General features: G+C 44.2%; 9 protein-coding genes and 3 pseudogenes. 7 read left to right on the top strand and 5 right to left on the bottom strand.

Features of this window, described 5'->3' with window-relative positions; genetic code table 11:
* Positions 1-38: 38 nt before the first annotated feature.
* The 3 genes and pseudogenes from A5N84_RS02850 to A5N84_RS02840 form a co-directional block, all read right to left on the bottom strand.
* Positions 39-1,037, bottom strand: coding sequence for a glycosyltransferase family 4 protein (locus A5N84_RS02850; RefSeq protein ID WP_072281203.1), 999 nt, complete (start codon positions 1,035-1,037; stop codon positions 39-41).
* Positions 1,034-2,634 (bottom strand): annotated as a pseudogene (locus A5N84_RS02845) (glycosyltransferase family 2 protein). Before A5N84_RS02845 ends, A5N84_RS02850 begins: the two are co-directional and overlap by 4 nt.
* A gap of 26 nt (positions 2,635-2,660) precedes the next feature.
* A complete protein-coding gene (locus tag A5N84_RS02840; protein ID WP_198923734.1) occupies positions 2,661-3,395 on the bottom strand; it encodes a glycosyltransferase in 735 nt (244 codons plus the stop codon).
* Between the two features lie 111 nt (positions 3,396-3,506).
* Here A5N84_RS02840 and msbA point away from each other — a divergent pair, with 111 nt between their 5' ends.
* From msbA to A5N84_RS11430, 7 genes and pseudogenes are all read left to right on the top strand, one after another.
* On the top strand, positions 3,507-5,240 hold the full coding sequence (gene msbA / locus A5N84_RS02835; RefSeq protein WP_072281201.1) for a lipid A export permease/ATP-binding protein MsbA: 1,734 nt from the start codon (positions 3,507-3,509) through the stop codon (positions 5,238-5,240).
* 18 nt (positions 5,241-5,258) lie between these two features.
* Positions 5,259-7,130 carry a cation:proton antiporter gene (locus A5N84_RS02830; RefSeq protein ID WP_072281200.1) on the top strand — a complete coding sequence of 624 codons (1,872 nt, stop codon included), beginning with the start codon at positions 5,259-5,261 and terminating at the stop codon, positions 7,128-7,130.
* Positions 7,127-7,581 (top strand): annotated as a pseudogene (locus A5N84_RS02825) (low molecular weight protein-tyrosine-phosphatase). Before A5N84_RS02830 ends, A5N84_RS02825 begins: the two are co-directional and overlap by 4 nt.
* Positions 7,578-8,914 (top strand): annotated as a pseudogene (dnaA, locus tag A5N84_RS02815) (chromosomal replication initiator protein DnaA). The pseudogenes A5N84_RS02825 and dnaA overlap by 4 nt, the downstream one beginning before the upstream one ends.
* Positions 8,915-9,139: 225 nt before the next feature.
* The gene (gene dnaN / locus A5N84_RS02810) at positions 9,140-10,249 is read left to right on the top strand and encodes a DNA polymerase III subunit beta (RefSeq protein ID WP_072281197.1); all 1,110 of its coding nucleotides are present in this window, start codon (positions 9,140-9,142) and stop codon (positions 10,247-10,249) included.
* A 10-nt stretch (positions 10,250-10,259) separates the two neighbouring features.
* On the top strand, positions 10,260-11,327 hold the full coding sequence (locus tag A5N84_RS11435; RefSeq protein ID WP_233119878.1) for an MFS transporter: 1,068 nt from the start codon (positions 10,260-10,262) through the stop codon (positions 11,325-11,327).
* Positions 11,309-12,151, top strand: a complete 843-nt coding sequence (locus A5N84_RS11430) for a 1-acyl-sn-glycerol-3-phosphate acyltransferase (protein ID WP_233119877.1) — start codon at positions 11,309-11,311, stop codon at positions 12,149-12,151. Before A5N84_RS11435 ends, A5N84_RS11430 begins: the two co-directional genes overlap by 19 nt.
* A gap of 234 nt (positions 12,152-12,385) precedes the next feature.
* On the opposite strand, the gene A5N84_RS10200 is transcribed toward A5N84_RS11430, so the two are convergent.
* Both A5N84_RS10200 and A5N84_RS02800 read right to left on the bottom strand, forming a co-directional pair.
* Positions 12,386-12,532 (bottom strand): hypothetical protein, encoded by a 147-nt coding sequence (locus A5N84_RS10200; RefSeq protein ID WP_158008623.1) that lies wholly within the window; start codon positions 12,530-12,532, stop codon positions 12,386-12,388.
* Between the two features lie 170 nt (positions 12,533-12,702).
* On the bottom strand, positions 12,703-13,848 hold the full coding sequence (locus A5N84_RS02800; RefSeq protein ID WP_072281196.1) for a M23 family metallopeptidase: 1,146 nt from the start codon (positions 13,846-13,848) through the stop codon (positions 12,703-12,705).
* Between the last annotated feature and the right edge of the window lie 21 nt (positions 13,849-13,869).

Below are 13,869 nucleotides of genomic sequence, written 5' to 3'. Positions count from 1 at the left end.
GACTATATGAGAGATTAAGTGGATGCGCTTTGCTTGGCTTAGTCGTATAGGGGGAGTTGGGTTGGGAGGTTGGGTTGGCGTTTGGGGGGGTGGGGGTTGAGGGTTTCTCCGTCTAGGATGCGTTGGTAGTTTTGTTGGTAGCGTGCGCCCATGATTTGATGATTAAAGTGGGTTTTGGCGTGGTGATGGCAGGCGCGGCGGTCGTAGTGATGGAGATGGTGGAGGGCTTGGCTGAGTTGTTGGCTGCTGGTGGAGAGTAAGCCGAGGGCGTCGTCGTTGATGAGTTCGGGGAGTGAGCCATAGGGGCTGGCAAATACGGGACAACCAAGATAGAGGCTTTCAATAACGGCAAGTCCAAAGGGTTCATGCCATAAGACGGGGAATAGGAGGGCGCTGGAGTGTTTGATGAGTTCGTTTTTGCGCGCTCCGCCAACCATGCCGTGAAATTTTAAGCGTGGGGAGAGGTGGAGATATTTATGGCGTTTGAGGCTTAGGCGGTGTCCGCCGAGGATGTGGAGTGGGTAGGGGCTTTTTTTGGCGATTTTGATGGCGCCACTAAGATTTTTAACGCGCCAGCTGGCTTTGGCGAGAAAGTGGATGTAGGGGGTGGCGCTGGGTGGGGTGCGGAGGTTGGGGTCGCCATAATCTGCCCAGTAGAGTCCATTATGAACGTAGGTTTGGGCGTTGTAATTTTGCGCGTGTTGTTTGGATAAAAAGATGGTGTTGAGGGGATAGGTGTAGTTGGGGTCGTCGTGGTTGCCGTGTTCGGTGCAAAGGTGGGGGGTGGCGATGTCGCCTTTAAAGGGGTAATGAAAATGGATGATGTCTGCCCAGCCATCGACTTGGGCGCTGATGGGTTGCTTGAGGTTGTATTCTTGGGTGTCTAGGCGGTGATTGACGTTTTTATTCACAAGGAGGCGGACTTGGTGCCCGTTTTCTCGTTGAAACTGCATCAGTGCCCATACAACGCGCTCTGTGCCGCCATATTCTGTAGGCGGGATGGGTAGACGGGTTGGGAGGACGTGAAGAATTTTCATGGTTTTTTACGGGGTGAGGGTGGATTGGGGCGGCGGTTGTAGTGCCACAGCATGATGTATTTATTGAAGTTATAACTGGCAGCCACAACAGAGAGGATGGCGCCATAAGCTCCGCCAACTAGGGCAAGGCGTAGGATGTATTCGCGCAAGAAGGCAAAGGTGGCGCGCCATGGAGTGCTAAGCCATGAGACTTGTTTTTGTTTGATGTGGTGCGCTTCTTGCGCCCAGTCGTGGCTGTAGCGGATGTTTTTCTCTAGGAAATGGTGCAGGTTGTCGTTGGTGTAGTGTAGAAGGTGTCCTGAAAGTGTGGGGGTGTGTTTGATGTTCACGTTTAAACTTTCATGCACTTCAAGATTGCTGTAGTGAAAATGCTCTTTGGCATAAAGGCGCGCGATTTTATCGGCATACCAGCCTTTGGGATGAATGCGATGATGGCAGAAGATGTTTACACGGGCGACGGCGTAGGCATGGGTGCGCTCAAGCGGTTGGGCGCAGACTTGGCGGATGGCTTGTTTTAAGGTGCTATCGAGTTGTTCATCGGCATCTAGCATGAGGATGTAGTCGCCTGTGGCGTGGCTTTGCGCGATTTGGCGCTGGCGCCCAAAGCCTTGCCAATGATGATGTTCATACCACTTTGCGCCAAAGTGCTGAGCAATAGCGCGCGTTTGGTCGCTACTGCCTGAATCTAATAAGACGATTTCATCGGCGAGGTCGTAGAGGTTATGCAGGCAGGCTGGGAGGTGTTTTTGTTCGTTTTGAACAATCATGACGACGCTTAGGCGCGTGGGGTTGGGGATTTTCTTTGGTAATGGGGGGAGATTGGTGTAGATGATTGGGTGGGGTTGGAAATCCTTTTGGTAGGTGTGGCTTTGGCGGTTTAGGTCGTAAAGAAGTGCGTATTTGTTGAAGGTGTATTGACTAAAAAGTGCGGCATAAATCCAGCCATAAGCGCCTTGTAAAAAACGCCCGTCTAGCAGATATTGTTTGATAAATGCCCAAAAAGCGCGCGCAAAGACGCCTAATAGGGTGGTTGTTTTGCCTTGATTGTGGCGCTGTTTTGCCCATGAGAGGGCGTAGTCGAGGCGTTTTTGTAGCCAGAATTGGGGGGTGAGGGCGGTGTGGTGATGAAGATAACCTTCTAGGATTTGGGTTTGGGCATCGCCGAGTTCAAGCGATTCATGGACGAGATTTTGATTGTAGTGGAAGGTGTTGGGGTAGAGGCGCCAATGGCTTTGTTGCGCCAATGGGGGGAGTCGATGCGTCCGCCAAAAACATAATCCAGCCGTCTAATGCCATAAACGGTTTGATTGGGGGCGCTGGCGATAACGCGTTGAATGGCTTGGGCGAGTTCGTCGCTAATGACTTCGTCGGCATCTAGTGCCAATATCCAATCTCCGTTGGCGTAACTTTGCGCGATTTGACGCTGGCATCCAAAGCCTTGCCAATGCAGATGTTCATACCATTTTGCGCCGTATTGTTCGGCTATGCTGCGGCTGTTATCGCTACTGCCTGAATCTACGATAATAATTTCATCAGCAAGCGCTTGTGCAGGTGGAAGGCTTAACGCGAGGTTGTGCGCTTCGTTTTTTACAATCATCACTATGCTTAGACGATAAGGGGCGCTCATTGCCAATGCTCCGCAATCCATGCGCTGGGTAATACATGGCGATACCATTTGCCACCGCGCCCTACAATGGCATCTGGTGGGTTGATTTCTCCGTGGAAGATAATAATTTTGGCATCATCAGGCAAAACAGGCGGCTGCCATAAGGCAAAAGGAAGTGGGCGCAGACAGTGGTATTTATAACTTTTGCACCACGCCTTAGGCCAGTAGCGCAGTTGTTGGTAGTGCTTATCGATAAACCACGATAAATACGCCTGTTCGTTGCGAAAACGGCGCACAATATCGGCGTAATGCGCGCGAAAATAAGGTAAGACGTCGGGAAAAGCGCCAATGGTGAAACGATAAACTGAGGTGTTGCCTGTGATGCGCCAAGGGCGTTTCCAATCGTGAATAACGCAAAATGCGCCCTCAACAGTAAAAAAATCATCCATATTCCCCACAATAACAACATCCAAATCTAAAAACAGCGCCTGCCCTTGTAAGCCGTATAAATCCGCGGCAAAGGTGGAGAGTTTATTCCAACCGCGCTCAGGTGCACCTTGGGGCAAATCAAGCGGTGGGATAGGGTAGCAGGCAATAGCGGGGTCGATGCCGTCGCTGTTATCAGTTAAACACACCATTTCAAAAGGTAATGTCAAATGGCGTTTAACCATAGAATACAGGCGGTTGACGTATTGGGCGCCGTATTTTTGCCCCCATTTCATGCAAAGGATGTAGCGCTTTTGCTCATTCATTGTAGATTCCATTAGTGGGTCTTTTAAGCTGGCGCAGTATAGCAAACTATTCCAAGAAACCCTCTTCTTGTGTGCTTTCACTCTTTTGTCTTTTACATTATCCTATCGCGCATGATTAAACATGCCGATAAACAGCGCTATTTGCGCCTTCTTTCTTATGTTAAACCGCATTGGAAAACCGCGGTGCTGTCCTTGTGCGCCACACTAATCTATGGACTGACTGAGCCTTTAGTGCCTTTGGTGATGCAACCCCTTCTCGATGGTGGTTTTGCTGAGCGCGATTTAAACACGGTTTATGCGATGGTGGCGGTGTTAGTGGTTGGGTTTATCGTGCGCGGATTGGCGAATTTTACCAGCACCTATGCCACAACCACCGTGGCACAAAATATCGTCTATCAACTGCGCGTAGAAATGTTTGCGCATTTAGTGCGCCTACCGCTACGCTATTTTGACCAACATAGCCATGGCAGTCTTTTGTCGCGCTTTTCTTATGACGTAGTGCAACTTATGGCCGCCTCAACCGATGCACTCATTATTTTAGTGCGCGAAAGTGTAACCGTGGTGGCACTGCTACTTGCGCTCTTGTATTTGGATTGGAAAATGACGCTCATGGTGATGAGCACAGCGCCCATCTTAGCTTTTATCATCATCACCCTCTCTAAGCGCTTGCGCAACTTAGCAAAAACCTTGCAAGAAGATATGAGTGATATGAATCATGTGGTTGATGAAGTTATTACAGGGCGAGAAATCGTGCGCCTTTATAACGGACAACACTATGAAAACAACCGCTTCTACCAACAAGCCCAAGCGATTAAAACCCACGCCATCGCCAGCACTAAACTCTCCGCGCTCATCTCGCCAATTTTAGAAATCATCATCGTTTGCGCTTTATCCGCCGTAATAATTTTTGCCGCACAAATTGCCAGCAGCGCACCCAATGCCATGACCCCTGGTAAATTTGTTGCCTATCTCACCACCATGGCACTACTTTTCCCCACCATCAAACGCCTTGGCAAAATTAATGAACCCATCCAACGCGGACTAGCGGCAGCGCAAAGCATTTTTGACTTTTTAGACCAATCAACAGAACCCGATATACAACTAACAGATAAAAACATCCGCGCAGGCGATATCCGCCTTGAAAAAGTAGATTTCTGCTATCAAGATAAAAAAATTCTCGACCAATTCTCTTTGCATATTCAAGCAGGGGAAACCGTTGCATTGGTGGGTGAATCAGGCAGTGGTAAATCCACCATTGCCGCACTAATTGCAGGGTTTTATCAACCTGATGCGGGGGAAATTTATATCGACAACCACCCCATTAACACCCTAAGCCTTGCCCAACGACGTGAAGCAATTGCCTTAGTTACGCAAAATACCATTTTATTTTCAGGCAGCATCGCCTCCAATATCGCCTATGCGCAAAATAAATACGACGACCTACGCCTAAAACAGGCCGCCCAATCCGCGCATGCCAGCGAATTTATCGAAACCCTTAGCAATCAATATCATCATGATATTGGACAAAAAGGCAGCCGCCTCTCAGGCGGACAAAAGCAACGCATCGCCATTGCACGCGCGCTTTATAAAGACGCCCCCATTTTAATTTTAGACGAAGCGACCTCCGCACTTGATAATCGCTCTGAAGCCAATGTGCAATCTGCCATTGATACCCTAGGGCAAGATAAAACCACCATCATCATCGCTCATCGCCTCTCTACAATTAAAAATGCCGACCGCATTGTTGTGCTCGAACACGGCAAAATCGTTGAAATGGGCAAACACGATGAACTCCTTAAACAAGGCGGTTTTTATGCTAAACTGCTCAGCCATTTTTCCCCATAACCTTTTTAAAGAGTTAATATGACTAAAGATATCGCCTTATTATTGTCTGGTTTATTAGCGCTTGGCATTGGCGCACAGTGGTTGGCTTGGTATTTAAAAAAACCCGCTATTATCTTTTTGCTTGCCATCGGCTTGATTCTAGGACCTACGCTTGGCTGGTTTGATCCAGACCAAATGCTAGGAGAATTACTTTTCCCCATGATTTCCCTTGGGGTCGCCATTATTTTATTTGAAGGCGCGCTCACCCTTAAATTCCAAGAAATTAAAAACCACGGCAGGGTAGTGACTAATTTAGTTAGCATTGGGGTTATTATCACCATTATTGTCGCCGCCTTAGCCAGTTGGCTTATTATGGGCATGGATTTTCGTTTAGCGCTTTTATTTGGTGCTTTAGTTTGTGTAACCGGTCCAACTGTGATTGTGCCCCTACTTAGAAGCGTGCGCCCAAATAAAACCATCAGCAATATTTTACGTTGGGAAGGGGTGGTTATTGACCCTATCGGCGCGTTGCTCGTGGTGTTGATTTATGAGTATATTCTTTCTGGACACTCTCCGATTGTCTTTGCCAAAATCATTGTTTTAGGCATTGTTTTAGGCGCGGTTGCCGCTTTAGCGTTAGCCGTTTTACTCAAACGCATGTGGATTCCTGATTTCTTGCATAACGTCTTTACCCTTGCGCTGGTGTTGTTAGTGTTTAGCATCTCCAACGCCATCGAAGAAGAATCAGGACTGCTCACCGTTACCGTAATGGGCATGGTATTAGCCAATATCAAAAATCTTTCTACCGATGATATTTTGGATTTCAAAGAAAGTCTCACTATCTTATTAATCTCCATGCTATTTATCCTCTTATCCGCGCGCGTGGATTTTGCTGGCTTCCAGCAAATGGGTTTTAAAGGCATTTTAGTGTTAATCGTGATTATGTTTGTAGCGCGCCCATTATCAGTTTGGGCATCGGCTATTGGCTCAGAGCTAAGTAAAGAGGAAAAACATTTGTTGAGCTGGATTGCCCCCCGCGGAATTGTTGCCGCTGCGGTGTCGTCCTTATTTGTGCTAAAACTAGAGCAAAGCAATGTACAAGGGGCAGAAATTCTTGTGCCATTAGTGTTTACCGTTATTATCGGGACGGTAGTTTTGCAAAGTCTTACCGCCAAACCACTAGCCAATTATCTTGGTGTTGCCGACCCTAACCCCGACGGCGTACTAATTTCTGGCACAAATGATTTCACCATTGCCCTAGGCAGTGCATTGAAAAAAAATGGCATTGATGTGTTAATGGCCAGTGAAAGTTTTGACCAAACCCGTCAAGCGCGCATGCAAAATCTTAATGTCTATTACGGCAACGTTGTCTCTGAACATGCTGACCGCCATCTAAATTTAGTGGGTATTGGAAAGTTGCTTACCATCCATCCGCGGACAGAACAAAATATGTTAGCTGCCTTACGTTTTCAATCAGAGTTTGGCAAACACAATGTATTTCGCATTAAAGTCAATGATAAAGCGCAAGAAGATACCCGCAGCCGTACCCATGGCGGTTGGGAAAGCGCATGGCTATTTAGCGATGAGGTAACCTTTAACAAACTAAATACTTTGATGGCTGAGCAGGCAGAAATCAAAACCACCAACATCAGCGAAAACTACCCCTACAGCCAGTATGTTGAGGAAAATCCTGACAATATCGCCTTATTTGCTATCTCACCACAGCAAAAATTGCACGTATTCTCTTCGCGCTCTACTCTTGAGCCCAGCAAAGGCTGGAAAGTACTCGCCCTTGTGCCGCACAATCAAGAGCGTAGCGCGGAAAAATTAGCCAAACGCAAAGAGCGTGTTGATGAAAAACAACAGCAAAAACCAGAAGACAATACAGACAACCTCTCGGAGTCATCATGAAAGTTTTAATGGTTTGCAAAGGTAATATTTGTCGCTCACCCATGGCTGAAGGCATTGCTAAAACGCTTATAAAAGAACAAGGCAGAGACGACCTTACCGTCGACTCTGCTGGCACGCATGGCTATCACATCGGCGCTTGGCAGATAAACGCGCCATCAACACCGCTAAAGCCCATGGCATTGATATCAGCACGCTTAAAGCGCGCCAAGTTAGCGCTCAAGATTTGCAACGCTTTGACCTTATTTTAGTAGCAGATGATGAAAACCTCCGCCAACTGCAAGCACTGGCGGACAATCAGGCACAACTGCAAAAAATTCATAAAATGCTCAAACATCATCCTGATAATACCAATCAAGACCTACCAGACCCTTATTATGGCAATCAAGAGGATTTTGAACATTGTTATCAATTGCTAGAAAAAGCGCTTAATGCATGGTTTGAGGTCTTATGAGCCAAAAAGGAGAGGTGATTTGGGAACAGGTTATCGATATTCTTGTTCCACTATTTGACGAGGAAGCCATTACCTTATTGCGCACCCTTGAACTACGCGAGGAAAGCAAAGGGCAATGGGCGCTACTGGCAGCGAATAAATTTGCATTAGAGCAAATCAAAAAAGATTATTTCAGCACCATTCAATTAGCGCTTAAAAAGCATCACAAAATTAATCATCTAACGCTTAAAATTGAAGAGCAAGATTTATTCAAACCGCGCAAAACTAAAACAACCAGCAAATCCTATAAAAGCAATCTTATCCCTGATTATCAATTTCATAATTTCGTCCCCGGCCCTTCCAATGACCAAGCTATATGGCGGCAAAAGGCATTGCTGAAGGCAGTTTGGATTTTAATCCCCTGCTCATTTATGGCGGAACGGGATTGGGCAAATCGCATCTTATGCATGCTGTAGGCAATACCTTGCGCGCTAATGGTGCCAATCGCGTGGTTTATCTTACGGCTGAGCAGTTTGTTAATGAATTAATTAGCACCCTATATGATAAAAACAAAAGCACCAATATGCATGAATTCGCTGAGTATTATCGCAGTGTTGATGCGCTATTAATTGATGATGTGCAATTTTTAGGCGGTAATAAAAGCAGTTCTCAAACTGAATTTTTCCATACATTTAATGAATTAATTAATAACAGTCGCCATATTATTCTCACCTGCGACCGCTATCCCAAAGAAATAGAAGGCTTAGAAGATCGCTTAAAATCGCGCTTTGGTTCGGGCTTAACCGTTTCTATTGAGCCACCAGAGCTTGAAACTCGCGTTGCTATCATCAAAACCAAAGCCGACCAAATGGGGTCAAATAAATTAGCCTTTATCTTACCTGATGAAGTTGCCTTTTTTATTGCCAATAAAGTTGCCTCAAATGTTCGAGACCTTGAGGGCGCGTTGCATAAAGTTTTTGCGCTATGTAATTATAAAAATATCTCACAGGCAACCGTAGAGCTTGCCAAAGAAGCGCTCAATGATTTATTAAGCGCACAGAAAAAACAAATTACCATCGAAAATATCCAACGCATCGTAGCGAATTTTTATCGCATTGAAATTGCGGATATGTCTGCAAAAAGTCGTAAATCATCGATTACCAGACCGCGACAAATTGCCATGGCATTGGCTAAAGAATTAACGCGCCATTCCTATCCTGAGATTGGAGAAGCTTTTGGTGGACGCGATCACACCACCGTTATTCATGCTTGCAAGAAAGTTCAAGAGCTCATGGAAGAAAATAGCGATTTTAAGCAAGAATACAAAGGCTTACGCATGTCAATCACTGGCTAGCAGAAAAACTAACATTCGCTAGAACAACTTGGAGATAAGCTAAGCATAACCCCTGAATAACCTGTGGATAAATTTATCGTGAAGTTATCCACAGGTTATTCAAGATTTATTCGGTGGATAAATTGAAAAACTATATTTGAAAACTTGTTGTAAATAAATTGGTTATAAACTTATCCACTTATCCACAACTACTATTACGACGACGAATTAAATAAAGAGGTACTTATGAAATTTAGTATTGTGAAAGAATCACTTCTTACGGCGCTAAGTGATTTCAACGATATCATCAGCCGTAAAACCACTACCCCCATTATTAGCCATATCTACATTCATGCAACTAATGGGCAATTACAGCTACGCGCAACAGATACTGAGGTTAGCTTAGAAGGCACAATTAAAGCAGAAGTTAGGGATGAAGGCGCAACAACCGTTCCTGGTGCAAAGCTATTAGATGTGGTGCGTAATTTGCCTGCAAATGCTTATGTTGTTTGTGAGCTTAAAGGTGAACATTTTCATATCAACGCACAAGACAGCCATTTTCGCCTTTCAACGTTGCCAGCAGAGGATTTTCCTGTTGCAGAAGAAATTGCGTTTACCCATAGCGTGGCATTAAATAGCGATACCCTTAATGAGCTTATGCAGAAAGTAAAATTTTCTATCGCTGTGCAAGATGTGCGCTATTACTTTAACGGGTTGTATTTGGATTTAATCCATCAAGGCAAAAATATTAACGCGGTAAGTACAGATGGACACCGTTTATCTTGCGCTAGTGCAGAACTACAAACCGCCACAACGCAAGAATTAGGCATTTTAATTCCGCGTAAAGGCGTGGATGAATTAGGTAAACTCTTAGCGCGAGTAGATCAAAGCATTACGCTAAATCTTGGCGAACGTCAGTTGCAATTAGCCATTGAAAATTACCGACTCACGACAAAGCTCATAGACGGGCAATTTCCCAACTATGAAAGCGTTATGCCTAATGCACAACCCAATCCAATTATTATCAATCGTCAGGGCTTTTTACACGCCTTACAGCGCGCTAAAGTGCTATTGGTTGACCGTCATGATGGTGTGAAACTTAATTTTAATGGGCATAAATTATTTATTGCTGCGCGCAATCATGATAATGAAAGTGTCGATGAGGTTATGGAAATCATCAACCCTGAAAACATGAAACTAGAAATATCATTAAACATCAATTATTTAATTGATGTTATCAAAATTATAGAAGGTGAAACCATTCAGCTACATTTCCAAGACAGTGAAAGTCCTTGCCTAATTACCAGCCAAAGTGATGAATCGGTGCGCTATGTGATTATGCCCATGCGATTGTAAGTGCTATTTTGTGATTACGTCCTTACTTCGCCAAAGGCGGTTTTTAGCCTTTTTTGTGGTGCAATTTATTGGCGCTTTTAACGATAATTTGTATAAAAGCGCCTTATTAGTACTTTTTGCTTTAAGCATTCATGACCCCACAACCTTGAGTTTTTATACCAATTTAAGCATGGCATTATTTATTTTGCCGATGTTTATTTGTTCGGCGTGGTCAGGGCTTTTGGCAGAAAAATTTGAAAAACGCACAATAATTATCGTTTTAAAGTGGTTTGAAGTGCTTATTATGTTATTAGGCATTATCGCTTTTTGGGGGCAGCAGCCACTTTGGATGATTGCAATTTTATTTTTATTGGGGTTGCAATCAAGCTTTTTTGGGCCTGTTAAATACGGTTTATTGCCTGAGCGCTTAAGCGATAATGAACTCATGGCGGGTAATGGTTTAGTAGAAGCAGGCACATTTTTAGCCATTTTATTTGGCACAATTTTAGGCGCTTATTTAATCGCACAAGAGACGTTGCGGACTTTTTTCTATGTCTTGATGGTTTGTTCAGCCTGTCTAGGATTAGGGTGTGCCTATGCTATCCCCAGCATAGAAACTAAAAAAATGGCGATTAAATTTAAACACTTGCCCGCTTTTCACCCGTGGCGGCAAACGCGCGTTTTATTGCAATATAGCTATCAGCAAAAAGAAATTTTTGCCGCTATTTTAGGCATATCATGGTTTTGGGTGATTGGTGGATTGTTGCTTACGCAATTGCCACAATTTGCGCAAACTGTATTGCGAGGAGATGAAGGCGTAATGACGTATTTATTAGCGCTTTTCTCTGTTGGCGTGGGGGTGGGGTCTTTGGCGAGTAACGCCTTATCCAAAGGACGGATTGAAATAGGTTTAGTGCCTGTGGGCGCGCTATTGATGAGCCTTGCACTTTATAGCATTACCACCATTGCTGGTCGTGAATTACAAACTTTGCAAACCCTAAGCGCCTTTATACACGATGAGCGCTTTTGGCATACGACTTTGGCTTTTGCTGCTTTGGCCTTTGCTGGAGGCTATATATTGTGCCACTGTATGCTTTGATTCAGCATCACGCGCGAGAAGGCTATAAATCACAAATGATTGCGGCTAATAATATTATCAATTCATTTTTTATGGTGTTAACGAGTGTATTGGCGATTGTGATTTTGTCAGGATTTGAGGCGAGTTTGCAGCAATTTTTTACATTGTTGTTGGTCATGCAAATACTTATAACCGCCTATAGCTTGTATAAAATACCTCGCTTTATCTTGTATCTGTTGGCAAAACTTATCGCCTTTTTGGGATATCGCGTAAAAATCAGCGGGCAGGAGCATATTCCTAAACAAGGCGCGGCGATTTTAATTTGCAATCATCTAAGCTACATGGACGCAATAATCTTATTAGCAAGCATTAGGCGCCCTGTGCGCTTTGTGATGTATTACAAAATTTTTGATTTGGCGGGATTAAATTGGGTCTTTAGAGGCGTTCATGCCATTGCCATTGCAGGACGTAAAGAGCAACCGCAGGTGTTTAGGCAAGCGTTAAAAAGTGTAGATGATGCGCTTATAAATGGCGAATTGGTGATGATTTTTCCAGAAGGAAAAATTAGCCAAGATGGTGAAATAGATGTTTTTAAGCGTGGGGTTGAATTAATGTTGCGCAAACGCCCTGTGCCAATAATTCCCATGGCATTGGATAATCTTTGGGGCAGTTTTTATAGCCATAAAAATGGATTATTTAAAGGGTGGCCACGACACTATCGACCCAAAGTATTTTTAACCATTGGCGCGGCATTAGCGCCTGATACAAAAGTTGAACACATGCAGGCGGTGGTACAACAGTTGAAAAACCAAACCAGCGCTAAAAATGAAAAGACCCCTTTTTAAGGGGTCTTTTTGTACATCATGGCTATTTAGCTTAGCGGGTGTAATCAACTTCGTATTCGATTACACCGTTATAATCTAAATCAAGTCAATTTCTACACGCTCTTGACCACGAGTGAAAACAAATTCTGCATCATCAGCATCACGTTTGTTTTCAACGGTTACAAAACCTGCATCTGTGTAGAACTGGATGATTTTTGCTGATAATTCAGCAATAGTTATACCGCTAACATTAGCTTAATAATCAAAGCCATCACCAATCCATGCTTTATCAGCGCTGACCATAACAGCATTTTCTGGAACATAAATAGCTTCTGGCATAGAGTTTGCAAAAGCAGATAAGCTCATGGTAGCAGCCATCGCAATTAAACTTTTTTTGAACATTTTTGTCTTATTGTTTAAGTTTTTTGTTAAACCAAGGCTGTTTTATCGCCTGTAATATTAAGGAAAGATGTAAGTTTTACGAGCAAACGTTTATTTTAATTTGGGATTTTTATTGTAGGCGCAGAAAACCAGCGAGCGCATAGGTCAAACGCTGTTTAATCTATAGGGTTTTAGTTAACGGTATAACCTGAGCGTTTTAAATCTTCTATATCTTGCTGATATTGCTCAGCGCGATATTGCCAAACAGCTAAATCAGCGCTTTTAATGGGTTTGTGCGAGGGTAGGGCAACTGTCATGGGGTCTTGGGGTTGTCCGTTAACGCGAACCTCATAATGTAGATGATGCCCTGTGGAGATGCCACTATTGCCGAGTTTTCCAATCACTTGTCCGCGTTTAACGCGTTGTCCATTGCTAACGTCAATGGCGGAGAGATGCGCATAGCGTGTTTGGTAGCCATTGGGATGGTTGATAAAAATAACGCGCCCATAGCCATGTTGCCAGCCAGTGTAGCTAACAACGCCATCACCCGTGCTATGAATGGGGCTAGCGTAGGGAGCTTTAAAATCTACGCCTTCATGGGGGCGAATGCGTCCTGTAATGGGATGGCGACGTGCGGGATCAAAAGGGGAGGAGATATGGCTATAACTTAATGGTGCGCGGTCCATGGTTGGTTCTGGGGCGTTGCCGTCGTAGTCATAATAATAAACTTGTCCTTTTTCAAAACGGGCATAAAAAATCCATTGGCTTTTGCCTTCTATACCGCGGACGGCGATAATTCGGCTGTTTTCTTCTCTAGTTTCACCGTTTTTAACATAATCGCTGGATAAAATTTCTACGCGGGTTAAAGCGCCACGGCTAAGGCGTTTTTTTAGAGGCTCTAGTTGTTTGATAAGGGTTTGGTTGTCTTCGTTATTATGGATGTATTGCCAGTAGTTGCGTTGTTTTTCAAAAATAGCAAGATGTTTGATAAATTGCCCACCGCTGTTAATAGGTTTGTTAGCGCTATTTTGGGTGTTTTGTTCGCCTTTAGCGGGATTGCTTTGGCTTATTTTTGAAAAGGTTTGAGGTAATTTTAGGGGAATTGTTGGGCGTTCTATTGCCAGACTAGGATTGGGGTTTTTTATAAATGATTGTAATTGTTTTAATTTTTCTAAATTCGGGTCGGTGTGGGAGGAATGTGTTTCTAAGGTGTTGGAATTAAGGGGCTGGCTAGAGTGGGGGGTTAGGGTGTACCCTAGCCAGCCTAAAAGAGCTAGTAACAATAGCCAAGGAAGGAGTCGTTTGGCGACTGATTTTTTGGGGTCATTAGCTAGCATAGGGAATAAGAGTTTAAACTT

This window comes from Rappaport israeli (genome assembly GCF_001888055.1).
Lineage (GTDB): Bacteria > Pseudomonadota > Gammaproteobacteria > Cardiobacteriales > Cardiobacteriaceae > Rappaport > Rappaport israeli.
Note: the sequence above shows the minus strand (reverse complement) of the source record. Positions and strands in the feature narration are given on the sequence as shown.

Coding starts and splice junctions, on each gene's coding strand:
- A5N84_RS10200 (WP_158008623.1), bottom strand. CDS start 12,532: ATGTTCAAAAAAAGTTTAATTGCGATGGCTGCTACCATGAGCTTATCT.
- A5N84_RS02850 (WP_072281203.1), bottom strand. CDS start 1,037: ATGAAAATTCTTCACGTCCTCCCAACCCGTCTACCCATCCCGCCTACA.
- A5N84_RS02830 (WP_072281200.1), top strand. CDS start 5,259: ATGACTAAAGATATCGCCTTATTATTGTCTGGTTTATTAGCGCTTGGC.
- A5N84_RS02840 (WP_198923734.1), bottom strand. CDS start 3,395: ATGAATGAGCAAAAGCGCTACATCCTTTGCATGAAATGGGGGCAAAAA.
- msbA (WP_072281201.1), top strand. CDS start 3,507: ATGATTAAACATGCCGATAAACAGCGCTATTTGCGCCTTCTTTCTTAT.
- A5N84_RS02800 (WP_072281196.1), bottom strand. CDS start 13,848: ATGCTAGCTAATGACCCCAAAAAATCAGTCGCCAAACGACTCCTTCCT.
- dnaN (WP_072281197.1), top strand. CDS start 9,140: ATGAAATTTAGTATTGTGAAAGAATCACTTCTTACGGCGCTAAGTGAT.